Origin of the sequence: Sphingobium amiense (assembly GCF_003967075.1) — a bacterium.
Lineage (GTDB): Bacteria > Pseudomonadota > Alphaproteobacteria > Sphingomonadales > Sphingomonadaceae > Sphingobium > Sphingobium amiense.
In genome coordinates, this window is record NZ_AP018664.1 from 2,492,413 (window position 1) to 2,516,425 (window position 24,013).

General features: G+C 68.1%; 27 protein-coding genes and 1 riboswitch. Of the genes, 11 read left to right on the plus strand and 16 right to left on the minus strand.

Annotation, left to right across the window (positions count from 1 at the left end):
* Both SAMIE_RS11995 and SAMIE_RS12000 read left to right on the plus strand, forming a co-directional pair.
* Positions 1-1,488, plus strand: coding sequence for an ABC transporter substrate-binding protein (locus tag SAMIE_RS11995; protein ID WP_066700404.1), 1,488 nt, complete (start codon positions 1-3; stop codon positions 1,486-1,488).
* Positions 1,489-1,510: 22 nt separating this feature from the next.
* Positions 1,511-1,933: a DUF4112 domain-containing protein gene (locus SAMIE_RS12000; RefSeq protein WP_066700406.1), complete on the plus strand. Its 423-nt coding sequence runs from the start codon at positions 1,511-1,513 to the stop codon at positions 1,931-1,933.
* Here SAMIE_RS12000 and SAMIE_RS12005 read toward each other — a convergent pair.
* Together SAMIE_RS12005 and nadC are read right to left on the minus strand one after the other, a co-directional pair.
* Positions 1,930-2,637 carry a ribonuclease T2 family protein gene (locus SAMIE_RS12005; RefSeq protein WP_066700409.1) on the minus strand — a complete coding sequence of 236 codons (708 nt, stop codon included), beginning with the start codon at positions 2,635-2,637 and terminating at the stop codon, positions 1,930-1,932. The genes SAMIE_RS12000 and SAMIE_RS12005 overlap by 4 nt on opposite strands.
* Positions 2,630-3,478 (minus strand): carboxylating nicotinate-nucleotide diphosphorylase, encoded by an 849-nt coding sequence (gene nadC / locus SAMIE_RS12010; RefSeq protein ID WP_066700410.1) that lies wholly within the window; start codon positions 3,476-3,478, stop codon positions 2,630-2,632. Before nadC ends, SAMIE_RS12005 begins: the two co-directional genes overlap by 8 nt.
* An 83-nt stretch (positions 3,479-3,561) precedes the next feature.
* On the opposite strand from nadC, the gene SAMIE_RS12015 reads away from it, so the two are divergent.
* Both SAMIE_RS12015 and SAMIE_RS12020 read left to right on the plus strand, forming a co-directional pair.
* Positions 3,562-3,810 carry a type II toxin-antitoxin system Phd/YefM family antitoxin gene (locus SAMIE_RS12015; RefSeq protein ID WP_066700411.1) on the plus strand — a complete coding sequence of 83 codons (249 nt, stop codon included), beginning with the start codon at positions 3,562-3,564 and terminating at the stop codon, positions 3,808-3,810.
* A complete protein-coding gene (locus tag SAMIE_RS12020; RefSeq protein ID WP_066700413.1) occupies positions 3,807-4,193 on the plus strand; it encodes a type II toxin-antitoxin system VapC family toxin in 387 nt (128 codons plus the stop codon). The genes SAMIE_RS12015 and SAMIE_RS12020 overlap by 4 nt, the downstream gene beginning before the upstream one ends.
* Here the strand turns inward: SAMIE_RS12020 and nadA are convergent.
* From nadA to SAMIE_RS12035, 3 genes are read right to left on the minus strand one after another with little or no spacing between them, the layout of a single operon-like run.
* On the minus strand, positions 4,190-5,176 hold the full coding sequence (nadA, locus tag SAMIE_RS12025) for a quinolinate synthase NadA (protein ID WP_066700415.1): 987 nt from the start codon (positions 5,174-5,176) through the stop codon (positions 4,190-4,192). The two genes, SAMIE_RS12020 and nadA, sit on opposite strands and share 4 nt — an antisense overlap.
* 32 nt (positions 5,177-5,208) lie before the next feature.
* Complete coding sequence (locus tag SAMIE_RS12030) at positions 5,209-5,928, minus strand: DUF4230 domain-containing protein (protein WP_066700416.1); 720 nt, start codon at positions 5,926-5,928, stop codon at positions 5,209-5,211.
* Positions 5,913-6,791, minus strand: a complete 879-nt coding sequence (locus SAMIE_RS12035) for an MBL fold metallo-hydrolase (RefSeq protein ID WP_066700417.1) — start codon at positions 6,789-6,791, stop codon at positions 5,913-5,915. Before SAMIE_RS12035 ends, SAMIE_RS12030 begins: the two co-directional genes overlap by 16 nt.
* Positions 6,792-7,010: 219 nt before the next feature.
* Between SAMIE_RS12035 and SAMIE_RS12040 the strand changes: the two genes are divergently transcribed.
* From SAMIE_RS12040 to SAMIE_RS12050, 3 genes are all read left to right on the plus strand, one after another.
* On the plus strand, positions 7,011-7,226 hold the full coding sequence (locus SAMIE_RS12040; RefSeq protein WP_066700422.1) for a cold-shock protein: 216 nt from the start codon (positions 7,011-7,013) through the stop codon (positions 7,224-7,226).
* A gap of 70 nt (positions 7,227-7,296) precedes the next feature.
* Complete coding sequence (locus tag SAMIE_RS12045; protein WP_066700424.1) at positions 7,297-7,494, plus strand: hypothetical protein; 198 nt, start codon at positions 7,297-7,299, stop codon at positions 7,492-7,494.
* Positions 7,495-7,632: 138 nt separating this feature from the next.
* Positions 7,633-8,532: a tyrosine recombinase XerC gene (locus tag SAMIE_RS12050; protein WP_066700426.1), complete on the plus strand. Its 900-nt coding sequence runs from the start codon at positions 7,633-7,635 to the stop codon at positions 8,530-8,532.
* Positions 8,533-8,536: 4 nt separating this feature from the next.
* On the opposite strand, the gene SAMIE_RS12055 is transcribed toward SAMIE_RS12050, so the two are convergent.
* The 4 genes from SAMIE_RS12055 to rsmI form a co-directional block, all read right to left on the minus strand.
* Positions 8,537-9,145, minus strand: a complete 609-nt coding sequence (locus SAMIE_RS12055) for a DedA family protein (RefSeq protein WP_066700428.1) — start codon at positions 9,143-9,145, stop codon at positions 8,537-8,539.
* 77 nt (positions 9,146-9,222) lie between these two features.
* Positions 9,223-10,197 (minus strand): glutathione synthase, encoded by a 975-nt coding sequence (gene gshB / locus SAMIE_RS12060; protein ID WP_066700430.1) that lies wholly within the window; start codon positions 10,195-10,197, stop codon positions 9,223-9,225.
* 139 nt (positions 10,198-10,336) lie between these two features.
* Entirely contained in the window at positions 10,337-10,690 is a 354-nt protein-coding gene (locus SAMIE_RS12065; RefSeq protein WP_066700432.1) for a YraN family protein, read from the minus strand.
* Positions 10,687-11,523 (minus strand): 16S rRNA (cytidine(1402)-2'-O)-methyltransferase, encoded by an 837-nt coding sequence (gene rsmI, locus SAMIE_RS12070; protein WP_066700434.1) that lies wholly within the window; start codon positions 11,521-11,523, stop codon positions 10,687-10,689. The genes SAMIE_RS12065 and rsmI overlap by 4 nt, the downstream gene beginning before the upstream one ends.
* Positions 11,524-11,534: 11 nt before the next feature.
* Between rsmI and SAMIE_RS12075 the strand changes: the two genes are divergently transcribed.
* Positions 11,535-12,743: a penicillin-binding protein activator gene (locus SAMIE_RS12075; protein WP_066700439.1), complete on the plus strand. Its 1,209-nt coding sequence runs from the start codon at positions 11,535-11,537 to the stop codon at positions 12,741-12,743.
* Here SAMIE_RS12075 and SAMIE_RS12080 read toward each other — a convergent pair.
* On the minus strand, positions 12,740-13,516 hold the full coding sequence (locus tag SAMIE_RS12080) for an ABC transporter ATP-binding protein (protein WP_066700440.1): 777 nt from the start codon (positions 13,514-13,516) through the stop codon (positions 12,740-12,742). The two genes, SAMIE_RS12075 and SAMIE_RS12080, sit on opposite strands and share 4 nt — an antisense overlap.
* A complete protein-coding gene (locus tag SAMIE_RS12085; protein ID WP_066700442.1) occupies positions 13,510-14,505 on the minus strand; it encodes a FecCD family ABC transporter permease in 996 nt (331 codons plus the stop codon). The genes SAMIE_RS12080 and SAMIE_RS12085 overlap by 7 nt, the downstream gene beginning before the upstream one ends.
* 38 nt (positions 14,506-14,543) lie before the next feature.
* On the opposite strand from SAMIE_RS12085, the gene SAMIE_RS12090 reads away from it, so the two are divergent.
* Positions 14,544-15,353 (plus strand): ABC transporter substrate-binding protein, encoded by an 810-nt coding sequence (locus SAMIE_RS12090; RefSeq protein WP_066700445.1) that lies wholly within the window; start codon positions 14,544-14,546, stop codon positions 15,351-15,353.
* 40 nt (positions 15,354-15,393) lie between these two features.
* Here the strand turns inward: SAMIE_RS12090 and SAMIE_RS12095 are convergent, their stop codons facing one another.
* Together SAMIE_RS12095 and fdhD are read right to left on the minus strand one after the other, a co-directional pair.
* On the minus strand, positions 15,394-17,232 hold the full coding sequence (locus SAMIE_RS12095; RefSeq protein ID WP_066700447.1) for a TonB-dependent receptor plug domain-containing protein: 1,839 nt from the start codon (positions 17,230-17,232) through the stop codon (positions 15,394-15,396).
* A 172-nt stretch (positions 17,233-17,404) separates the two neighbouring features.
* A riboswitch (cobalamin riboswitch) is annotated at positions 17,405-17,623 on the minus strand.
* A 59-nt stretch (positions 17,624-17,682) separates the two neighbouring features.
* Positions 17,683-18,480: a formate dehydrogenase accessory sulfurtransferase FdhD gene (fdhD, locus tag SAMIE_RS12100; RefSeq protein WP_066700449.1), complete on the minus strand. Its 798-nt coding sequence runs from the start codon at positions 18,478-18,480 to the stop codon at positions 17,683-17,685.
* Positions 18,481-18,525: 45 nt separating this feature from the next.
* On the opposite strand from fdhD, the gene mobA reads away from it, so the two are divergent.
* Entirely contained in the window at positions 18,526-19,047 is a 522-nt protein-coding gene (gene mobA / locus SAMIE_RS12105; protein ID WP_066700450.1) for a molybdenum cofactor guanylyltransferase, read from the plus strand.
* Positions 19,048-19,049: 2 nt separating this feature from the next.
* Here the strand turns inward: mobA and SAMIE_RS12110 are convergent, their stop codons facing one another.
* From SAMIE_RS12110 to SAMIE_RS12120, 3 genes are read right to left on the minus strand one after another with little or no spacing between them, the layout of a single operon-like run.
* Positions 19,050-20,579: a DHA2 family efflux MFS transporter permease subunit gene (locus SAMIE_RS12110; RefSeq protein WP_066700451.1), complete on the minus strand. Its 1,530-nt coding sequence runs from the start codon at positions 20,577-20,579 to the stop codon at positions 19,050-19,052.
* A gap of 13 nt (positions 20,580-20,592) precedes the next feature.
* Positions 20,593-21,741 (minus strand): EmrA/EmrK family multidrug efflux transporter periplasmic adaptor subunit, encoded by a 1,149-nt coding sequence (locus SAMIE_RS12115; RefSeq protein WP_066700454.1) that lies wholly within the window; start codon positions 21,739-21,741, stop codon positions 20,593-20,595.
* Positions 21,734-23,248 carry an efflux transporter outer membrane subunit gene (locus SAMIE_RS12120; RefSeq protein ID WP_066700456.1) on the minus strand — a complete coding sequence of 505 codons (1,515 nt, stop codon included), beginning with the start codon at positions 23,246-23,248 and terminating at the stop codon, positions 21,734-21,736. Before SAMIE_RS12120 ends, SAMIE_RS12115 begins: the two co-directional genes overlap by 8 nt.
* 140 nt (positions 23,249-23,388) lie before the next feature.
* Here SAMIE_RS12120 and SAMIE_RS12125 point away from each other — a divergent pair, with 140 nt between their 5' ends.
* The gene (locus tag SAMIE_RS12125) at positions 23,389-24,009 is read left to right on the plus strand and encodes a TetR/AcrR family transcriptional regulator (RefSeq protein ID WP_066700458.1); all 621 of its coding nucleotides are present in this window, start codon (positions 23,389-23,391) and stop codon (positions 24,007-24,009) included.
* Positions 24,010-24,013: the final 4 nt, after the last annotated feature.

Here is a 24,013-nt window from a genome sequence, read left to right on the forward strand (position 1 = left end):
ATGACCGCCCCCGCTCCCCGCCGCCGCCTCGCCCTCCTGACCGCCGCAGCGGCGCTCGGTCTGCTGGCGCGCGGATGTTCGGACGAAGGACGCGGGCCGGTCGTCGTCAGCGTCATCGGCGACAGGGACGATTTCGCCCGCCCGCTCCCCAACCTGCCCGATCCCGCCGCCAAGCTCATCCTCGAAACGACGGCGCAGGGTCTCGTCGCCTTCGACGCGAGCGGCGACATCCTGCCCGCGCTGGCCCAGCGCTGGATCGTGCAGGATGATGGGCGCAGCTACATCTTCCGCCTGCGCCGCGCCTTCTGGGAGGATGGATCGCGCGTCACCGCGCCCGATGTCGCCCGGATGCTGATGGCGCGAATCGAAATGCTGCGGCGGCTCGACCCGGAAGGACCGCTCGACGCCGTGCAGGCGGTGATCCCCATGACCGGCGAGGTGATCGAGATCCGGCTGGCCGCGCCCCGCCCCTTCATCCTCCAGATGCTCGCCCAGCCGCAGATGGCGGTGCTGTCCCGGGCGGGTGGCACCGGACCCTATCGCCGCGCGACGCAGGGCAGCGCCCTGTTCCTGACACCCATCGACCGGCTGAGCGGCGACGATGGCGATGAGGATCAGCCGATTCCGCCCTGGCAGACCCGCGTCGTCCGCGCCGAACGTGCCGCGCTCGCCATCATACGCTATCGCGAGGGGGACGCCGCGCTGGTGCTGGGCGGGCGCTATTCCGACCTGCCGCTGCTCGTGCCCGCCGGGGTGGACCGCAACGATGTGCGCGTCGATCCCGTGCAGGGGCTGCTCGGCTTTGCGGTGGTGGGATCGGGCGACCTGCTGGACGACGAAGGCATACGCGCCGCGATCAACATGGCCATCGACCGCAGCCAGTTGCCCGCCGTCTTCCCGCTCGGCGGGTGGGCGACGAGCGAGACGATCCTGCCCGGCGCGCTCGATCTTGGCCGCGATCCGACGCCGCCCGCGTGGGCGGCCATGCCGCTCGATGAGCGGCGGGCGCAGGCAGCGGCCAGCGTCACCCGCTGGCGCGCCGATCATGGCGACCCGCCACCGCTGCGCATCGCTCTTCCCAACGGTCCCGGATCGACCCTGCTGTTCGCGCTGATCGCCCGCGACCTTGCCACCGTCGGCCTGCCCGCGAAGCGCGTGGCGATGCGCGCGGACGCCGACCTGCGGCTGGTGGACGAAGTGGCCGCCTATGACAGCGCGATCTGGTATCTCGGCCGCATCGGCTGCCCGCGCAAAGTGCATTGCGATCCGCAGGCCGATGCCCAGCTCACCGCCGCCAGCCTCGCCACCAGCGAAGCCGAACGCGCCGCCCGCATCGCCGACGCCGAAGCGCGGATGACGGCGCATAACGGCTATATTCCGCTCGGTGCGCCGGTGCGCTGGTCGCTCGTCTCGCGGCGGCTGAGCGGCTTCCTCCCCTCGCCCCGTGCACGCCACCCATTGAACCATCTGTTCCGCAGCACCAACTGAGTGTCTTAAGGAGACAGGACGGATGGCGATTTCACAGGATCAGTTCGACCGCGTGATGCGCGACATGCCAGGCTTCGGGCGCGATCCCGCGTCGATCCGCCGCCGGATCGAAGCGATGGAGCAGTTGCTGGAGGGATTGTTCGTCATCCCCGGCACCACCCGCCGCGTCGGCCTCGACAGCATCGTCGGCCTGATCCCGGTGGTGGGCGATGTCGCCACGGCGGCGATGGGCGCGTGGATCGTCTGGGAAGCGCGCAACCTCGGCATGTCGAAATGGCAGCTCACCCGCATGGCGGCCAATGTCGGGTTCGACACGCTGGTGGGCGCGATCCCCTTCGCGGGCGACGCGTTCGACTTCTTCTTCAAGTCGAACACGAAGAATCTGCGCATCATCCGCAAACATCTGGACCGCCACCATCCCTCGACGGCGACGATCGACGCCTAACCGCGGGGGACGATGGCGATCCGGCTGCCGTCATTGACCCCGCCCTGATGCGCGGGGCAGCGCGTATAGCGGAACTGCCGGTTCATGCAGATCCACACTTCGCCCAGCGTCCCGTCGCGGTTGACGTTGAGCTTCAGCATGTCGGCGCGCATGCCCCGGTTGGCGGCGGCGAAGGCGGTCGCGAAGCTACGCGCCGACAGGCTGGGCCGCGCCGCCAGTTCCGCCATGTCGGGATAGCGCAGCGCCCGGTAGAGTTTCCGCGACAGGGCGAAGAATTTCGTGGGCGTCGTCGGCATGCATGTGCCGTGCTTCACCCATTCATGCTGGATCAACTGGACTGAGGGCGTGGCACAGAGATGATCCCGCACCACCTTGCGCGGCAACACCGGCGCGGGCTTGCAATATTGCGGCCACTCCTTGCCATAGCCGTCCGGCCAAAGCCCATGCAGGGTGAAGCCGAAATCATGGCCGGACCGGCACTGGAAATCGTCCTTCGCCCCGCCCTTCGACCGCGCGCAATAAGCGGGCGACCAGCTCACCGCGAGCGTGTAGCTGCCGATGGGCAGCACCCGCTTCGGCTCGTCGGCGCTCGGCCCCTCGACCTGCGGGCGCGGCAGGATGACGGGGATGCGGCACTGCGTCTCCTGCGCCATGGCGGTGGCCGGCGCGGCGAGCGCGATGAGGGGCAGCAGCGCCCTAGGCATAGGCGAAATCCAGCCCGATGTCGGCGGCGGGCGCGGACTGGGTAAGCCGCCCGACGCTGATATAGGTGACGCCGCTTTCCGCCCGCGCCCGGATGGTCTCCAGCGTGACGCCGCCCGACGCTTCGGTCGGCACGCGCCCGTTCACCAGAGCGACCGCCTCGCGCAGCATCGCCGCATCCATATTGTCGAGCAGCAGGTGCGTCGCCCCGGCGGCCAGCGCAGGTTCGATCTGGCCGATGCTGTCGACCTCGACGATGATGCTCGCCACTCCGGCGGCGACGGCGCGGCGCGCCGCTTCCTCCACCGATCCCGCGACCGCGACATGATTGTCCTTGATCATCGCCGCGTCCCACAGGCCCATACGGTGATTGGTCGCCCCGCCCATGCGCGTCGCATATTTCTCCAGCACGCGCAGGCCCGGTATCGTCTTGCGCGTGTCGAGCAGGGTCGCGCCCGTGCCCTCGATGGCATCGACATAGGCGCGGGTCATGGTGGCGATGCCGGTCAGATGCTGGACAGTGTTCAGCGCCGACCGCTCCGCCGTCAGCATCGCCCGCGCCTTGCCCCGGATGCGCATCAGGTCGGTGCCCGCCGCGACCCGGTCGCCATCCCGGTGCAGCAGCTCGATCTCCACATCGGGATCGAGCGCGCGGAAGAAAGCAGCCGCAATCGGCAGCCCGGCCAGCGTCACCGCGTCACGGCTGTCCATCACCCCGTCGAACAGCGCATCGGCCGGAATCACCGCCTCGCTCGTCACATCGCGCCCATCGGGACCGAGATCTTCGGCCAGCGTGGAAGCGACGAATGCGGCAAGGTCGAAACCGGGAAGGGAGAAGCTCATGCGGCGCTCTCTACAATCAGACGATGCATCGTCGCAACCACCTTCATCTTGACTTAGTCCACGACTTAGTCCACTTTTGCGAGATGAACGCCATCGTCAATGTCCACGAAGCGAAAACCCATTTCTCGAAACTGCTCGATCGCGCCCATGCGGGCGAGGAGATCATTCTGGCGAAAGCGGGCAAGCCCTACGCCAAGCTGGTGCCCATCGCCACCGAACGTCCTGAGCGCAGGCCGGGACGGTTCGAAGGGCAGATCGTCTACGACGACGCTGCCTTCTTCGATCCGCTGCCAGAGGAAGAATTGCGCCTTTGGGAAGGGCGTGACGATTGAACCTGCTGCTCGACAGCCATGTGCTGATCTGGTGGTGGGCAAATGATCGCACGCGGTTGGGCAAGGCGATCCGTCACATCACCGCGCCTTCGGGCGACATTTTCGTGAGCGCCGCGACCGCGTGGGAAATTGCGACCAAGCACCGTCTCGGCAAATTGCAGCCCGGCGTCGCCATGGATGCCTTTGCCGACGCGGTGGAGGCCGAAGGCTTCCTCCCGCTCGACGTCAAGCTGGGTCACGCCCTGCGTGCAGGACGATATGCGCTGACGCATGGCGACCCGTTTGATCGGCTGCTCGCCGCTCAGGCGGAACTTGAGGGGCTGACGCTGCTGACCCGCGACCCCGTCTTTGCGGCCTTTCCCTGCACGACGCTCTGGGATTAGCGCGGCCCCACGTCCCCCTGCCCCACCGTGCCGCTCGCCATTTCCAGCATCCGGTCGAGGCTCTTCTTGGCCTGCAGACGCAGCCCTTCCTCCATCTCGATCCGCGGCTTGAGGTCGCGCAGCGCGAGGTAGAGCTTCTCCAGCGTGTTGAGCGCCATATAGGGGCACACATTGCAGTTGCAGTTGCCGTCCGCGCCGGGCGCGCCGATGAAATTCTTGTCCGGCATGGTCTTGCGCATCTGGTGGATGATGTGCGGTTCGGTCGCGACGATCAGCGTGTCGCCCGGCATCGTCCGCGAATAGTCGAGGATGCCGCTGGTCGATCCGATATAGTCGGCATGATCGGCGATATAGGGCGGGCATTCGGGATGCGCGGCGATGGGCGCGTCCGGGTGCTGGGCCTTGAGCTTGAGCAGTTCGGTCTCGCTGAAAGCCTCATGCACGATGCACACGCCCGGCCACAGCAGCATGTCGCGCCCCAGCTTGCGCTTGAGGTAGCCGCCCAGATGCTTGTCGGGACCGAAGATGATCTTCTGGTCCTTCGGCAGTTGCGCGATGATCTTTTCCGCCGACGATGACGTGACGATGATGTCGGAAAGCGCCTTCACCTCGGTCGAGCAGTTGATGTAGCTCAAGGCAATATGATCGGGATGCGCCTCCCGAAACGCCTTGAACTGGGCGGGCGGGCAACTGTCTTCAAGCGAACAGCCCGCGTCCATGTCGGGCAGCACGACGATCTTTTCGGGCGACAGGATCTTGGCCGTCTCCGCCATGAAACGCACGCCGCAAAAGGCGATCACCTCCGCGTCCGTCTCCGCCGCCTTGCGCGACAGTTCCAGGCTGTCGCCGACGAAATCGGACAGATCCTGAATTTCGGGCTTCTGGTAATAATGGCCCAGGATCACGGCGTTGCGCTCCTTGCGCAGGCGGTCGATTTCCGCGCGCAGATCGGTGCCCTGCGGGATGCCGGTAAATGCGTTCATGGCCCTCGTCGCTCCTTGGTTTCTGCTGCGCCCTAGCGCTGCGGCTGGCGGTTGGCCAGCACCTCGTTGATCGGGGTGGTCACGTCCCAGCGCTCGCGGTTCGTGTCGCGGCGTTCGGGCGGAAAGGTCACAAGCACGCGCGCGTCGCCATAGCCGATGGCGGCGAGCGGCGCGCCCATGATCTTCGCGACGGCGGCGCGCCCATATTCCCGCGCCTGCGCCATGCGCTCGGGCGATCGGGAGGAGGCCATCGCCCGCGCCTGCGCATGGGCGGACGGCCGGCGGCTGAGTTCCTCGCCCGCCTGCCGCGTCACGAAGACACCGTTGGTGCGCACCAGCGTGCGGCGGCTTTCATCGACATTGGGCGTGTCAGGCCGCACGTCCGGGGCGTTCACGATCAGCGTGCGCGTGTTCGGGTTCCATTCCAGATCGCGCGCGGACAGGCCCGACAGGTCGACGAAATAATCGACCGAATAGGGCATCTTCACCACCTGATCGGATTTCAGCAGGCCAAATCCGCGCACATCCTGCGCCGTGCTCTGGATCGTGCCGTTGAGCCGGCTGACGCGCAGCGCGCTCGCGCCCGAAATGCGTTCAGCGATGATCTTGGTGACGGCGGAACCGTCATCCTCCACGCTCACCACATAGTCGCGATTATAGCGCTGCCAGCCCACCAGCATCGCCGCGCCCACGGCAAGGATCAGCAGCGCCAGCGCGACCGGCGGGCCATAGCGCTTCAGCCCGTCCGCCACAGGCCATTCCCGGCCGGGCGCGCCAGCCCGCGAGCGTCGAGGTCGATGAGGTGCGCCAGCACGGAGCGCCCGGCGGCGGAATGCAGCCGCGGATCGACGCCCCTGTACATTTCCGCCACCATGTCGGGGATCGCGCCCGATCCGTTGCGCTCCAGAAAGCGCAATATCTGCCCCTCGCGTTGTTTGCGATGCCCCATCATGCCGCGCACCAGCCTTTGCGGCTGCTCGACCGGATCGCCATGCGCAGGATAATAGATGGCGTCGTCGCGCTCCAGCAGCCGCTGCATCGACGCCATATAGGCGGTCATGTCGCCATCGGGGGGCGATATGACGCTGGTGGACCAGCCCATGACATGATCGCCGCTGAACAGCGCCTTTTCCTCGATCAGCGCAAAGCACAGATGATTGGACGTGTGCCCCGGCGTCGCCACCGCCTCCAGCGTCCAGCCGGGGCCGCTCACCCGTTCGCCGTCGGCCATGATGCGGTCGGGCATATAATGCGCGTCGAACGCGGCGTCGGCGCGCGGCCCGTCGTCCTCCAGCGTCAGCGGCGCGCAGCCGACGATCGGCGCTCCGGTCAGCTCGCTCAACGGCCGGGCGGCGGGGCTGTGGTCGCGATGCGTGTGGGTGCAAAGGATCGCGACGACCGGACGCCCGGCGATCCCCGCCGTCAGCGCCCCCAGATGCGCCGGATCGTCCGGGCCGGGGTCGATCACCGCCACGGCGTCCGTTCCCACAAGATAGGTCTGCGTGCCCGTATAGGTGAAGGGCGAGGGATTGGGCGCCAGCACCCGCGCGACGAGCGGGCTGACCTGCATCAGGACGCCGGTCGGCAGATCGGCCGGATCGAAGGGAGGCTGCATAAGTCCCATGTGCCCATTTCGGCGCGGATTTCAAGGACGCGCGCGCCGCCGGGCCGCCCGCCTTTGCTATTGCGGCCCCGATGCGCTATAAGGCGCGGGCTACAGTCGCAAATCGACGGTCTTCGGCGCTTTGCTGCTCCCTCTTCCTTCTTTCCCTGCCCCTTTAGCGACCCGGCGGGTCCACACAGGGTCCGCCGTTCTGAAAGAAAGGACGCTCTCATGAGCAGCATTATCGGCACCGTCAAATTCTTCAACGCGGACAAGGGCTATGGCTTCATCGCCCCCGACAATGGCGGAACCGACGCCTTCGTTCACATCAGCGCCGTCGAGCGCGCCGGCCTTGCCACGCTGCGTGAAAAGGACCGCGTGTCCTACGATCTGGAGCAGGACAAGCGCGGCAAGATGGCTGCGGTGAACATCGCGCACGCCGAATGACGTGACGGCTGCGGAGCCGGCTCGTCCGGCTCCGCGCCAGCTTCCTACCCCCATTTCCGAGGAGATCGACGTGGCCGCTCCCGACTATCGCGCCCTTGCGGCGCAGGCGCATGACGATGCCGCCGCCGCGACCCTCACCAATGTGCGCGACCGCTTCCTGCGCGCCGAAAGCGCATGGCTCGCCATGGCCCGACGGCAGGATCTGACCGACACCGCCCGCGCGCGGCGCGAAGCCGCCGACAGCAACGGACCCGCGCCGCTGTCCTAGCACCGCGCCCTCTGGTAGCGTGGACCCCATGACGCGCTCGCTTCCCTTTGCCGCATTCCCATCCGCGCGATCCTATTATGTCCTATCCGCGCAATTCTATGTCAAAACTTGCGGGAAATATGCGAAGCTAAGCGGTCGATGACACCTGCCGCCCCCTCTCTCCTCGAACGCTGGCGCGCGCATCTGGCGCTCGACCGGCGGCGGTCCACCCACACGGTGCGCGCCTATGTCGCGACGGCGGAACGCCTGCTCGCTTTCCTCGCCGAACATCGCGGCGGGCCGGTCGACGCGGCAGAGCTGGCGCGGATCGAGCAGGCGGACCTCCGCGCCTTCCTGACCCATCGCCGCATGGACGGCATCGGCAACCTCTCCGCCGCGCGGGAACTGTCGGCGGTGCGCGGCTTTCTGCGCTTCATCGGCGGCGAGGACGCCCGCGTCCCTCAACTCAAAGGCCCGCGCGTCAAGCGCGGCCTCCCCCGCCCCGTCTCCCCGGACGAAGCCGTGGCGCTGGCGGGCGACATCGCGGAAACGGCGCGCGAACCGTGGATCGGCGCGCGCGACTGGGCGGTGCTGCTGCTGCTCTATGGCGCGGGCCTTCGCATCGGCGAGGCGATGGGGCTGACCGGCGAGATATTGCCGCTCGGCGACACGCTGCGCGTCACGGGCAAGCGCGGCAAGACCCGGATCGTGCCCCTCCTGCCGCAGGTGCGCGCCGCCATCGAAACCTATGTCGAACACTGCCCCCACCGCATCGACCGGAGCACAGCCCTGTTCCTCGGCGCGCGCGGCGGCCCCCTCTCCCCCGCGCTCATCCGCCGCGCGGTGCAGGGCGCGCGCGGACGGCTGGGCCTGTCGGATCGCACCACGCCCCACGCCCTGCGCCACAGCTTCGCCACGCACCTGCTGGGGCGCGGCGCGGACCTGCGCTCGCTTCAGGAACTGCTGGGCCACGCCAGCCTTTCCTCGACGCAGGTCTATACGCAGGTCGACGCCGCCCACCTGCTCGACATCTACCGCAACGCCCACCCCCGCGCCTGACGCATCAGGATCGCGGTGCGGCAGGCCTCCACGTCGCCAGCCGCCACAGATAGGCGATCACCGCCGCGACGATGAAGGCGGTCGTCACCGGCCCCAGATAGGCGTCGATGTTGCGGAACGCCTTTCCGAGGAAATAGCCCGCATAGGCGAGGATGACATTCCAGATCAGCGCGCCTGCCGCCGTCCAGAGGAGGAAGCGCACATGCCCCATGCGGAACAGACCGGCGGGCAGCGACACCATCGTCCGAAACGCAGGCATGAAGCGGAAGACGAAGACGACGATCTGGCCATATTTGCCGAACAGCCGGTCCAGCGCCTCCACATCCTTCCACTCCAGCGTCGCCCAGCGGCCATAGCGGTCGACGAGAGGCTTAAGCCGCGCGAAGCCCAATATGTGCCCGACCAGATACCAGAAATAATTGCCGACGGTGGTGCCGACCGTCCCCGCCAGCAGCAGCCATTCCATCGCCATCCGCCCCTGTCCCACGCGGATGCCGCCGATGCCCATGATGAGTTCGGACGGGATGGGCGGAAAGACATTCTCCAGCACCATGAGGAAGCCGATGCCCCAATAGCCGCCCGCGTCGATGAGGCGCAGAACCCAGTCGGTCATGTCGGAATGCTCATGGGCGGACGAAGCCTTGCTAACGGATCAAAGCCGTCCAACGCACGAATCCCCGCCGCGTTCAGTCAGGCCGCCGCCCGCTCCGCCAGCCGCGCGTCGATCGCGTCCCAGATCAGGCCGCCGGTATCGGTGCCGTCGAACGCCTCGATGGACACGATGCCGGTCGGAGAGGTCACGTTGATCTCCGTCAGCCACTCGCCGCCAATCACGTCGATCCCCACGAACAGCAGCCCCCGGCGCTTGAGTTCCGGACCCAGCGCCGCGCAGATCTCGCGCTCCTTCTCGGTCAGTTCGGTCTTGGCCGCCGATCCCCCGACCGCGAGGTTGGATCGGATTTCGCCCTTGCCCGGAATGCGATTGACCGCGCCCATGACCTCGCCATCCACCAGCACGATCCGCTTGTCGCCCTGCGCCACGCCGGGGATGAACGCCTGCACCATGAAGGGTTCGACCCAGCTCGTCTTGAACAGCTCGACCAGCGAGGACAGGTTCGCCCCGTTGGCCCCGACATGGAACACCGCGACCCCGCCATTGCCGTAGAGCGGCTTCACCACGATCTCGCCATGTTCGGCCAGGAAGGAGCGGACCTCGGCCAGATCGCGGGTAATCATCGTCGGCGGCATGAAGCGCGCATAATCGAGCACGAACAGCTTTTCGGGCGCGTTCCGGACGCTCGCCGGGTCGTTCACCACCAGCGTCTCTTCCTGCACCCGTTCGAGCAGATGGGTGGCGGTGATGTAGCTCAAATCGAAGGGGGGGTCCTGCCGCATCAGCACCACGTCCACGTCGCGGCCAAGGTCCAGCATCTCCGGCTCACCCAGCACGTAATGGTCGCCCCTGACCTTCTGCACCTTTACTGGCCGCGCCTTCGCGAGCACCCGGCCCTCGCGGAACGTCAGGTCCGGCGCGAGATAATGGTAGAGGCGATGCCCCCGCGCCTGCCCCGCCAGCATGATGTGGAAGGTCGAATCGCCCGCGATGTTGATGCCCTCCATCGGGTCCATCTGCACGGCGACGGTCAGGGGGTTAAGGTTGGTCATCGTCATTCCTTATCCGTTCGCCCTGAGCGAAGTCGAAGGGCTCCGCCGAGCGTTAGCGAGGTGCCCGCGCCTTCGCTTGCGCTCAGGCATGGGCTTCGACTTCGCTCAGCCCGAACGGGGTTGATGGCCGATCGGATAGTCACCCCCCGTGCCAGACGTTCGCCAGATGGCGCGGCGGATGCCCCGGCGCAAGGAGCATCACGTCGATTCGCATGTCGTCGCCCGGCCGCGCCAAGTCGTGCCACAGGATTTCGGCGGCCGCCGCAACCCGCGCCAGCCGCCGCTCGTCGATGGAAAGCTCCAGTTCCGCTGCCGTCCCGCGCGCCTTCACCTCGACGAAAGCGATCATCGCGCCCCTGCGCGCCACCAGATCGACCTCGCCCGCGGGCGTGCGCAGGCGGCGGCCCAGTATCTCCCACCCCTTGAGGCGCAGCCACCATGCCGCGATCCGTTCCGCCTGCCGCCCGCGCTGTTCGGCCCGCTGCTTCTTCACCCTTTCAGGTCCATCGCCCGGTCGTAGAGCGCGCGCCGGTCGAGGCCGAGCTTCTTCGCCACCTCGCCCGCCGCCTTCGACACGGGCAGCCGGGTGAGCGCCTCGCGCAGCGCTGCGTCGGCATCTTCGGCGCTGGCGGGCGGCGCTTCGCCGGGCGGGCCGACCGTCACGACGATCTCTCCCCTGGGCGGCGCATCGGCGTAGCGGACGGAAAGCTGCGTCAGAGTGCCCGTCGCCGTCTCCTCGAACGCCTTGCTGATCTCCCGGCTCACCGCCGCCTCGCGGTCGCCCAGATGCGCGGCCATCGCGGCAAGACTGTCCGACAGGCGCGGGCCGCTCTCGTAGAAGACAAGAGTCGCGCGCAGCCCCGCCACTTCGTCCAGCGCATCGCCCCGCGCCTTCGCCTTGGCGGGCAGGAAGCCCATGAACAGGAAGCGGTCGGTCGGCAGGCCCGACAGCGTCAGCGCGGCGATGGCGGCGCTGGGGCCGGGCAGCGTCGTCACCTTCCGGCCCGCCGCCCGCGCGTCGCGCACCAGCTTGTATCCCGGATCGGAAATGAGCGGCGTGCCCGCGTCCGACAGCAGCGCCACCGCCTCCTGCCCCATCCGCTCGATCAGCCGCTGGCGCACATGGTCGGCGCTATGGTCGTGATAGGGCACCATCGGACGGTCGGACCCGGCATGGCGCAGCAGCCGTGCGCTCACCCGTGTATCTTCCACGGCGACCACATCGGCCCGCCGCAGGACATCGGCTGCGCGCGGCGTAAGGTCTCCAAGGTTGCCGATCGGCCCTGCGACGATGTAAAGCCCCGGCTCAAGAGGTTCAGTTTCCATAAGGACGCCAGATGACAGAGACGGATGCCGCCCGGCAAGCCCCACGGCTCGCCAAACCGTTCGCCGCCGTAAAGCAGGGCGCGCGGATCGCTTTCGTCGCGAGCGCGCTGTTCCTCGCCGCCTGTCAGTCCATCGTGCCCAAGGGGAACGCGCCGACAGCACCCACCGCCCCCACGCGCCCGACCGCGCCCGAAGTGGTGCAGGGTCTGCCCACCGACACCGCGCGCCACCGCGTCGCGCTGCTCGTGCCGATGAGCGGCGCCAATGCGGGCGTCGGCCAGTCCATCGCCAACGCCACCACGCTGGCGCTGCTCGACACGAAGACCGACCGCGTGCGCATCACCACCTATGACACGGCGATGGGCGCGGCGGTGGCCGTCAACAAGGCGCTGGCCGATGGCAATCGCCTGATCCTTGGGCCGCTGCTGGCGGAGGACGCGCGGATCGTCGGTCCCATCGCGGCGCGCGCGAACGTGCCCGTCATCAGCTTTTCCAACGATGTCAGCGCGGCGGGCAGCGGCGTTTACGTCATGGGCTATAATCCCGGCCAGTCGATCGAGCGGGTCGTGGATTTCGCCAAGTCGAAGGGTCTGACCCGCTTCGGCGCGCTGGTGCCGCGCGGCACCTATGGCGAGCGGGCGGGCAATGCGATGCTGCGCGCGGTCGAACAGGCGGGCGGCACGGTCGTTTCGATGCAGACGTTCGACCGCTCTCCCGCCTCGATGACGGCGGCGGTCCGGAAACTGGAGGCATCGTCCAGCTACGACGCGCTGCTGATCGCCGACAGCGGGCGCGTCGCGCTTCAGATCGCGCCGCTGGTGCGCAAGAATGGCGGCGCGACCGCACGGCTGCTCGGCACCGAACTGTGGAACGCGGACACCGCGCTCGCCGCCAGCCCGGTGCTGCGCGGCGCATGGTTCGCCAGCGTGTCGGACGCCTTCTATCGCCAGCTTGTCACCAAATATCGCGCCCGCTTCGGCAGCGCGCCCTACCGGCTGTCGTCGCTCGGTTATGATTCGGTGTTGCTGACGGTGCGCATCGCGCAGGACTGGAAGCCCGGCACGCCCTTCCCCGCCGCGCGGCTGCGCGATGCGGGCGGCTTTTCCGGCATCGATGGCGCGTTCCGCTTCAACCGGGCGGGCGTCGCCGAGCGCGCCCTGGAGGTGAACGAGGTCGGCGCGGGCGTGGTCGACGCCGCCCCGCGCGGCTTCGGCGATTAACGCACGCGCCCGGTGGGCAGGACGAGCGGCACGCCGTCCTCCTGCCCGATCCGGGCGGTGATGCCGTAAACCTGGCGCAACCGCTCCGCCGTCAGCACATCGAGCGGCGCGCCTTCCGCCACGAGCGTCCCCCGGTCCATCAGCACCAGACGGTCGCACCAGCGCGCCGCCATGCCAAGGTCGTGCAGCACCGTGACGACCAGCGCACCGCCCTGCGCTTCCGCCTTCAGCAGCGCCATCACGTCGATCTGATGCCCCGGATCGAGCGAGGCGAGCGGTTCGTCGGCGATCAGCGCCCGCGCTCCCACCGCCAGCGCCCGCGCCAGCAGGACGCGGGCGCGCTCTCCCCCCGACAGTTCGGTCGCGATCCGGTCGCGCAGGTGCAGCACATCGGCGCGCGCCATCGCCTGCGCGACCGCCGCCTCGTCCTGCGGCGACAGGCGGGACAGCGGCCCCAGATGCGGCAGGCGGCCCAGCGCCACCAGCCGCTCGACGCCGAGCGGCCAGTGCAGCGTCTGCCCCTGCGGCAGATAGGCGACCGCCCGCGCGACCGCCCGCCGGTCGAGCCGCGCGGCATCCTGCCCGTCGATGAGGACGCGCCCCTCGTCCGCCTTCGCAAGGCCCAGCAGCGCGCGGATCAACGTCGATTTGCCCGCGCCATTGGGACCGACGATCCCCACCAGCGCGCCCGGTTCCAGCGCCAGATCGACGCCGCGCACGGCGGGGTGACGGCCCAACCGCACGGAAAGGGACTGGGCGGCAATGCTCACCATAAGCGCCGCTCCCGCATCAGGTGGACGAGGAAGACGGGCACGCCCAGCAGCGCAGTGACGACGCCGAGCTTCAGCTCATTGGTCGTCGGGATCAGGCGCACGCCGATGTCGGCGAAGGTCAGCAGCGCCGCCCCGCCCAGCAGCGATGGCAGCAGCACGGCGGATGGCGAACGGTCGGTCAGCGGCCGCACCAGATGGGGCACGATCAGGCCGATGAAACCGATGGCGCCCGACACCGCGACCGCCCCGCCCACGCCGATGGCCAGCCCCAGCATCAGGCGCAGCCGGGTGCGCGGCAGATCGACGCCCAGCGCCTGCGCGCCCTCTTCGCCAAGGCTCAGCGCATCGAGCGCCCGCGCGTCGGCGATCAGCAGCGCGCACCCGACGGCGACGCACGGCAGCGCGATCGCCACATGGTCCATCCCCCGGTTTTCAAGGCTGCCCATCAGCCAGCTCATGATCTCCATCGCGGCGAAGGGATTGGGCGAAAGGTTGAGCGACAGGCTGATCCCCGCGCCCGACAGGGTGGCGACGGCGATGCCCGCGAGGATCAGCGTCAGCGGGCTTTCAGCGGTTCCGGCGAGCAGGAAGAGAAGGCCGATGGCGGCCAATGCCGCGCCGATGGCCAGCAGCGGCAGGGCGAGCGGGTGGACGGTGCTGAAACCGAAATAGAGCGCCACCACCGCCCCCAGCGCGGCGGCGTTGGACGCGCCCAGCACGCCGGGTTCGGCCAGCGGATTGCGCAGATAGCCCTGCAACGCCGCGCCCGACAGGCCCAGCATCGCGCCGACGATCAGGCTGAGCGCCATACGCGGCAGGCGAAGGTCGATGACGATGGTGCGCGCGATTTCGTCGCCTCCACCGGTCAGCGTCGCCAGCACCCGCGCCGGGCTGAGCGGCACGGTGCCGAGCGCGACCGATCCCAGCGCTCCCGCCAGCACCAGCAGGATAAGGACCGGCAGCAGCAGCGGATGGCGGCGGCGCGTCATGGCTTGCCTCGGCGCGCGGGGCCGCTAAGCGGGGCGGCATGATCCGCGCCGCCCTGACCGCCACTCTTGCCCTTGGCCTGCTGACCGGAGCTGCCGCGCCGCACAGGCCGCGCCGCATCGTCTCGCTCAACGTCTGCGCCGATCAATATCTTCTGGCGCTCGCCGATCCGGAACAGATCGCCGCGCTCAGCCACAATGCGCGCGATCCCGAACTGTCGGCGGCGGCGGACCGCGCGCGCGCCTTCCCTATGCTGCACCGGGGCGCGGAGGAAGTGCTGGCGATCCAGCCCGACCTGCTGCTCGGCTTTCCCACCGGGCCGGGGCAGGTCGCGGGCGCGCCGCCGGGACGCTGGACGACCCTCGGCCTCGCCAGCGCGGAAAGTTACGGCGCGATCCTCGACCAGATCCGGCAGGTCGCGCGCGCCATCGGCCATCCCGCGCGCGGCGAAGCGCTGATCGCGCAAATGAACCGCGACCTCGCCGCCCTGCCCCGCGTCAGGCGCGGGGGCGTCGCGGCCTATTATCAGCGGCGCGGCTATCTGACCGGCACCGGCACGCTGATCGACGATATGATGCGGCGCGTCGGCCTCACCAACCTCGCCGCGCGGCTCGGCAAGCCCGCGCTGGCTCAGGTCGGTCTGGAAGAAATGGTGGCCGCGCGGCCCGACTGGCTGATCGTCGAAAGCGCGACCGACCGGGTGCAGGATCAGGGCACGGAAATGCTGCACCACCGCGCCCTCGCCGCCATCCCGCGCATCAGCGTGCCGCAGGCGTGGACCGTGTGCGGCGGCCCCGCATACGTGCTCGCCGCGCGGCGCATCGTCGCGCGGGTGAACGCCGCGCGATAGGAAGAAGGCGGGCGCTGCGCCCGCCTCCCCCGGTTGTGCGTCAGAAGCGGACACGCACGCCGCCATAGGCGGAGCGGCCATAGGTGCTGTAGCCATAGGCGGTGGCGTAGGCTTCATCGGTCAGGTTGTCGATCCGGCCATAAATCTCCAGATGCTCGCCAATCGGCAGCGACGCGCGCACGCCCACCAGCGCATAGCCGTCGAGCCGCCGCGTGTTCGCCGCATTGTCGAAACTGTCGCCCACCATCGTGACGGTCGCGCCGGTCGACAGGCCGAAGGACCAGTCATAGTCCGCCGAAACGCTCACCTGATTGACCGCCCGCCGCGCAAGGCGATTGCCGAAATTCGCCGAGCCGCGCGACCGGTCGCGCGCGTCGATATAGGAATAGCTGCCCGTGACGGTCAGCGCCTCCACGGGCTTCAGCGCCACCGAAGCCTCAACGCCCTTCGCGCGGGTGCGGTCGAGATTGCCGTAGGTGAAGGTCGCATTGTCATAGTTGATCTGGTTGCGCGTATCGCGGCGGAAGGCCGTGAGCGACAGGGTGGCACGTCCGTCGTCAAGGCGCTGGTCGAACCCGACGTCGTAGCTCTTCGACCGCTCGGGCCGCAGCGCCGCATTGCCGCTGAAGCTGTCGTAAAGCTGGTAAAGCGACGGCGCCTTGAACCCTTCGCCGTAGCTCAGACGCACATTGGTCGCCCCGGCATTGGGCGAATAATTGGCGTTCGCGCCAAAGGTGGTCGCGCCGCCGAACTGGCTGTGATCGTCGTGGCGCACGCCGCCCGTCACGGCGAGGCCTTCGAGCGGCTTGACGATGGCGAGGCCATAGACGCTGTCGATGTTGATCCGCGCGCTGTCGGTCGATCCGAAGCCGAAGAAATCATAGTCCGGCCGCTCATGCTCATAGCCCAGGATGAATTTGGCGGCATCGACGGGGGCATAGACGCCCTCATATTCGAAGCGCAGGTTCGTGCCCTTGTAACCATAGTCGGGGTCGGTCGCGGGCACGAAATAATAGTCGCGGTCGTTGCGCAGCCAGGTGACGGCGGCACGCTGCGTCAGCCTGCCGTCCATCAGCGAGAGGTTGAGGCCCGCATAGCCGACATATTGGTCCAGCTTGCTCACGTCGCTGCTGTCGGCGGGCGCGCCGAAGAAGCTGTCATAATCGAGGTCGGCGTGAATATAATAGCCGCGCAGGTCGAGGCTCAGCGCGTCGGAAAAAGCGAGCTTCAGCCGCGCGTTGGTGGCGATATTCTTCGTCCCGTCGCGCTCCGTGCCGCCCGCCGCAGAGGATATGCCGTCGGTGCGGAAATAGGCCGCGCCCACGCCGCCCGATGCGATGCCGCTGCTGCCCGACACGTCCGCCTTCGCGCTCCATGTGTCGCTATAGCCATATTCGACGGAAGCGTTGGCGCCGAAGCCCTGCGCCGGAACGCCCGTCATGATGTTGACGACGCCGCCGATGGCCTGGCTGCCATGGACGACCGAGTTCGATCCGCGCAGCACTTCGATGCGGCGGACATTGGCGGTCAGCAACGGGCCGAAATCATAACCGTCGCCGATGCCGCTCGGGTCGTTGACCTTGACCCCGTCGATCAGCACGAGCGTCTGCGTCGTCTCCGCGCCGCGCAGCGACACGCCGGTCACGCTGCCGACCGATCCGTTGCGGTTGAAGCGGACGCCCGGCGTCGTCGCCAGCAGATCGACCACGTCGACCGCCTGCCGCGTTTCGATGGTCTTCGCGTCGATGACGGTGATCGCCTGCCCGACCTCGTCGCGCGGCTGTTCGATTCCGGCGGCGGTGACGACGATATTGTCGTCCTGCGCCAGCGCCGGCGTGGCGGCCAGCACGGCCACTATTGAAAGTCCCAGTGTTTTCATTCTCTTTGCCCCGGCGTCGAACGACTTGGATGCCGGGGTCTGCCGCGCAAGCGGTCGCGCCATGCGGAAGGGGATGACGCCTGATTGTCCCCCGCGCGCGGCACGATGCGGCCCCGGCCGCATGGCGTCGCTCGACGGAAAACCGTGCTCCGGCCATCCCCTGAACCGCAGCAAGAGCGACTTTACGCCGGCAGGTCTCCTGGCTTGCGGGTCGCAGCTTCGATGCACGGGCCTTCCCGGACGCAAATCCAGTGGCCGGCTCCGGACATGGAGCCAGATGCATCGCGCTCACCGCTTACAGTTGCAGGGACAGCCGTGGAATTGGGACCATATCCCTCACCACATTCCCGTTTTCAGCCCATCGAAGGGCACCGGCGCGAGTCAGATACGGGCGCTCAAAGCCCCCGCGTCCGCGCCCTTAGGGGAAAGGATAGCCTCTGCCAAGAGCGTTCAGTCCAGCGCGATTCCCTGCGCCAGCACCGCGTCGGCCCGCGCCAGCACCACCAGCGGCAGGCCAGCCTCGCGCGCGCGCTGCGCGGCAAGCCGGGTCGGCGCGGAGATTGTGACGAGCAGCGGGCATCCCGCCAGCACCGCCTTTTCCACCAGTTCGTAGGAGCAGCGCGACGACAGCAGCGCAAAGCCGCCATCCCAGCCGTTCCCCCCGCGCCGCATCGCACCGATCAGCTTGTCGAAGGCATTGTGCCGCCCGACATCCTCCCGCACGAGGCGGATCGCCCCGTCCGCATCTACGTGCGCCGCCGCATGTGCCGCGCCGGTCGCAGCATTGAGCGGCTGATGCGCCCGCAGCCCGTCGAGCGCGCGGAAGATCGCGGCCCGGTCGGCCTGCGTCCTTGCGGTGACGGGCGGCAGGGGCCGGATCGCCTGTTCCAGATTCTCGATCCCGCACAGGCCGCAGGAGGAGTCGGTCGCGCGGTGCCGCACCCGTTCGAGCAGGGCATCGGTCCGCCCCGCAGGCAGCGTCGCGCGCGCGACGACGCCCGCTCCGCTCTCATGCAGGTCCACATCGAGCGCCGCGTCCCCTTCCCCCAGCAGCCGCTCCGCCAGCGCGAAACCGGTGACGAGGTCGGGCAGGTCGGCAGGCGTCGCCATCAGCACGGCATAGCCGATGCCGTTAAATTCGATGGCGACGGGCACTTCTTCGGCCAGCGGACGGTCGACGGGCAGCACTGATCCTGCGGCATCTATGCGGTCGAAGCGGGAAAGCGGCGCGGGATCGGGCTTGTGCATCGCTTCTGCTATAGGCACTGCGGACGCGCAACAAAAGGAGCGGCGATGCGGCCTTCACCCCTATTGGGCGCGATCCTCGCCGGTGGCCGGTCCAGCCGCTTCGGCAGCGACAAGGCGCTGGCGGCGATGCCGGACGGGCGGACGCTGATCGACCACGCCACCGCCGCGCTCACCCCGCATGTCGACGCATGGGTGATCTGCGGCCGGGAAGGCGGGCTTTCCGACCGGCCCGCGCCCGGCCTCGGGCCGCTGGGCGGGCTGAACGCCGCGCTCCATCATGCAGCGGCCGGGGGCTTTGCCGGAGTGCTGACCACCGGATGCGACATGCCGGTCTATCCTCCTGCCCTGCCCCCGCTGCTCTTCGGGCCGGAGGCTGCGGTGCTGGAGGGGCAGCCCCTGCTCGGCTGGTGGCCTGCGTCGCTGGCGCCGCTGCTCGATGCCCATCTGAAGGAGGAGAACAGCCGCTCGATCCGCGGCTGGATGGAACGGACCGGCGCGCGGGAGGTCGCGATTCCCGGCTTGACCCTGCCCAATATCAACCGGCCCGGAGACCTTCCCCGCGCCTGACCTCAATGCGCGGCGGACGTGTCCACATTGGAACGCGGCTTGGGCGCGAACCATACGATAATGGCAGCGGCAAAAAGGATGATCGCCGATATGAAGAAGACATGGTCGACGGCGATGACGATCGCTTCCTGCTCGACGATGTTGGATATGGTCTGGCGCGCCTGATCGGCGGACAGGCCAAGATTGCCCAGAAGCGTCTGGGTCTGGTCGGGTTGCAGCGCGCCCGCCATCTCGCTGCGCGACACGCGCTGCGAATCGCCCCACTCGGTCAGCACCAGCGATGTCGCGATGGCGGTCGCCATGGTGCGGACGAAATTCTGAAGCCCCGCCGCCGATGCCGTCTCGCTCGGCAGGACCGACCCCAGCGTCAGGGATGTCAGCGGAATGAAGAAGAAGGGCAGCGCAAACCCCTGGATGAACTGGGGCAGAGCCATTTCGCCGAAGCTGATGTCGCTGGTCCAGTGCGCCCGCCACAGCGACATGACGCCGATCCATGCGACGGCGCACGAAATGAGCAGCCGCGCGTCCACGCTCGACATGAGCCGCGCAGCGATGGGCGCGGTGAAGAGCGCAGCCATGGCGGTCAGCGCCGTGACGATGCCCGCCCAGGTCGCGGTATAGCCCATCGACATCTGCAACCATTGCGGGATGACGACGATGCTCGCGAAATAGGAGCCGAAACAGAGGGAGAGGGTGAACAGGCCCGAACTGAAGCCGACATGGCGAAAGACGCGCAGATCGACAACCGGGTGTTCCTCGGTCAGTTCCCAGATGACGAACACCAGAAATCCGATGAAGGCCATCACCGCGAGCGCCACGATCATCGGGTCGGCAAACCAGTCATGATCGCGGCCGATGTCCAGCACGATCTGGAGGCAACCGATCCAGAAGACGAGCAGGAACAGCCCGATCTTGTCGATCGGGACGATGGCGATCTCCGTTTCCACAGGGCGCAGCAGCGCCTGCGCGGCAAGAACGCACAGCACCGCAATCGGCAGGTTGATGAAGAAGATCCAGTGCCAACTCCAGTTGTCGCTGATGTAACCGCCCACGATCGGTCCCAGCGCCGGTCCCATCAGCGTCGTCATCGCCCACAGCCCCATCGCCCGCCCGCGAATTTCGGGAGGAAAGATGCGGATGAGCAGCGTCTGCGACATCGGCATGATCGGTCCGCCGCAAATGCCCTGACCGATCCGCGCGGCGACCAGCATGCCGAGCGTCGGCGACAGCCCGCACAGGAGGGAGAAGATGCCAAATCCCACCATCGCCAGCGTAAAGACACGCACCACCCCGAACCGCTGCGCCAGCCATCCGGTCAGCGGCACGCAGATGGCTTCCGCGACCGCATAGGAGGTGATGATCCACGTCCCCTGATCGGGCGAAATGCCCAGATTGCCCGCGATATGCGGCACCGACACATTGGCGATGGTGAGGTCGAGCACCACCATCAGGTTGCTGAGCGCCAGCACCAGCATGGCGAGGGTCCGGGTGCGCGGCGAAAGCCGGGAATAAATGTCTTCGTCGCCGCTCATGCCGGGCGCGTCCTTATCTGTCGGAAAGGTCGAGTTCCACGTCCATCGAAAGCCCCACGCGCAGCGGATGCGCCTTCAGTTCCTTAGGATCGAGTTCGATGCGAAGCGGCAGCCGCTGGACCACCTTGATCCAGTTGCCGGTCGCGTTCTGCGCCGGGATCAGCGACATGGACGATCCCGTCCCGCCGGCGAAGCCCACGACCTTGCCATGGTAGACCACGTCGCCGCCATAAAGGTCGGACGTGACCTTCGCGGGCATGCCGACCCGGACGCCGCGCAATTGCTTTTCCTTGAAGTTGGCATCGACATAGACCTTGTCGAGCGGAACGATGGTCATGATCGGGCTGCCCTGCGCGACGCGCTGCCCCACCTGCACCTGCCGCTTCGTCACCACGCCGTCGATGGGCGCGCGGATGATCGTGCGCTCCAGATCCAGTTTCGCCGAACGCAGCCGCGCCTTGGCGGCCAGCACGGACGGGTCGGTTTCCACCGTCGATCCGCGCACCAGCGCATCGTTCGCCTCCAGTTGCCCGGTCGCGGCGTTGCGCGTCGCCTGCGCAGTGCTCACCCCGGCGCGCGCCTGCGCAAGCGCCGCCTGCGCGCTGGCGAACGCCTTGCGCGCGGCGGTGAGTTCCTCGCCCGACACCGCGCCCTCGCCGACCAGCGCTTCGCGGCGCTGGAGATCGACGCGGGCCTTCTCATAATCCGCCTGCGCACTCTGCAGCGCGGCGCGAGCTTGAACGATGTCGGCGTCGCGCGCGACCACCTGCGCCGATAGCGACTGGCTGGTCGCGCCGGTCTGGCGGAACCTGCGGCGGGCCTCGGCAAGGTCGGCCTCCGCCTGCGCGATGGCGATCTGCGCATTGGTCGGGTCGAGCCGGACGAGCAGGTCGCCCTTGCGCACGGGCTGCGTGTCGGTCACGCGCACGTCGATGGCCTGCGCCGAAACGAGCGGCGTCACCTGCGCCATTTCCGCGTTCACATAGGCATTGTCGGTGCCCACATGATTACGCCCGAACAGCAGATAATAGACGCCCCAGACCAGCGCCGCGACGATGACGAGCGCGCCGAGGCGATAGAGCCATGTCCGGCGCGCGGACTGCCGTCCGTCGGCGCTGGCATCGGATGCCTCGTCCTGAGGCAGGGTTTCGGCGTCAGCCATGCGGTCGGTCCTCGGAGAAAGCGGCGCCGGCGGCAAAGCCCCCGCCCAGCGCCCGGATGAGTGCGATGTCGGTGGAGAAGGCGCTCGCCTCCAGACCGGCGAGAGTCTGGCGGGCGGCGAGCAACTGATCCTCCACATTCAGGACGTCGAGATAGGTGGACAGGCCGCCCTGATAGCGGCGCTGGGCCACGGTATAGGCATCCTGGGTCGCCGCCAGAGCCGCACGCGCTTCGGTGAGGCGCTGGTCCAGCGTGCGCCGCATGGTCACGGCGTCGGCGACCTGCTGATAGGCGGCAAGCACGGTCCTGTCGTAATTCGCAACCGCTTCGTCATAGCTGGCCCGCGCGCCGCGATATTGCCCCTGCAACGCGCCGCCGTGGAAGATCGGCAGGCTGATCGCGGGACCGACCGTGCCGAACAGCGAATCCGCCTTGAACAGGCGGTCAAGGAACGGCACGGGCGCGCCCGATGCGCCGTTCGCGCCGAACACGGTATCATAGCCGAGCGACTGGACACCGACGAGCGCGCTCAGCCGAATGGCGGGGAAGAAGTCGGCGCGCGCCACCTTGATCCGCTTCGCGGCGGCTTCCGTGCGGGCGAGCGCGGCGGCGATGTCGGGGCGGCGGGACACGAGATCGGTGGTCACATCGGCGGGCAGGCCGAGCGGCGCGAGCGCGCCGACCCGCGGCTGCGTGATCGACAGGCCTCGGTCAGGCCCGGCGCCGATCAGCGCCGCGATCTGGTGCTGGCGCAGCTCGATCGCCATGCGCGCTCCGGAAAGCTGGGCGCGGGCGGTCGCTACGGTAGCGTCCGTCTGTCGCACGCTGCCGCGCGTTTCGAGGCCGTTGGCGCTGCGATCCGCCACCAGCTTCTGGCTGGCGAGCCGGATGTCGAGCGTCCGCTGCGCAATATCCGCCTCATCGAAAAGGCGGGCGAGATCGGCATAGGCATCCGCAATCGCGGTGGTGAGCGCGAGCCGCGCCTGCTGCGCGTCGATCTGCGCCGCCCGCGCTTCGGATGTAGCGGCGGCAAGCTGCGCACGGTTCCGGCCCCATAGGTCGAGGTCGAAGCCGAGGTCCAGCGCCACTCGCCCGGTGCCCAGCCATCCCTGCGGGACGAATTGCTTGGGCAGGCCCATATTATAGCTCTGCTTGGTGGCGGCCGCGCTCGCTTCCGCATCGACGGAAGGAAGCAGCGCCGCGCCCGCCTGCTGCGCCATCGCGGCGGCACGGCGGAAACGGGCGCCCGCCGCGGCGACATCGGGGGACGCGCGCAGCCCTTCCTCGATCAGCCCGTCGAGCTGCGGATCGCCATAGGCACGCCACCACCCATCGCCCGGCCACGCCGCCACGGGCGCGGCAAGGCTGCGTCCCGCCTCCACCGACTGCGGCGCACGCACGACAGGCTCCGGTCCCAGCTTCGGGACAGCGGCGCAGGCGCCCAGCAACGCGAAGGAAGAAAGTGCGCCCCCGAGACGAAAGCGGGAGGCCGACCGACTCAGCGACATATCAAACCGTACCACATAGTATGGATTTTCGCATTGCCTCCCCCGTTTCACCTTGTCAACAGGTTTATCGTACTCTATGGTACGTTTTTATGACCGAGCCGGCATCCCATCCTTCCCCCTCCCGGCGAGAAGCCCGGCGAATGGATCGGCGCAACGCCATTCTGGATACGGCACATGCGTCCTTTGTGGAACATGGCTATGCGGGCACGACGATGTCCTCGATCGCCGCCGAACTGGGCGGATCGAAGGGGACGTTGTGGAATTATTTCCCGTCCAAGGAAGCGCTGTTTTCGGCCATGCTGGAACGGGCGACTGAGGCATATCGGGAGCAGCTTTCGCAAATTCTCGACCCATGTGGGGTGCTTGCGCTGACGCTGCAACGGGCAGCGATCAGCCTGATCGTGAAAATCACCTCGGCGGAGGGTATTGCCCTGCATCGCCTGATTATCGCCGAAGGGCGGCGTTTCCCCGAAATGTCGCGCATCTTCTTCGAACTGACGCGCAATGCGACGCGCAAGCTGCTGGCGACGTTCCTTGCGGATGCGATGGAAAGGGGGCAGTTGCGTCGCGCTGATCCGGCGGAAGCAGCACGGAGCCTGATGTCCCTCCTGATGGCGGAATCCTACCATGAACTGATAATGGGACGGCTGGAGGAAGCCGAACCGGCCGACCTTGAGCGGGAGGCGCTGGTCGCCGTCGGCCTGTTCCTGCGCGCCTATGCGCCCGAGCCGGAAAAGCAGGGGCGCGAACAGGCGAACTGAACGC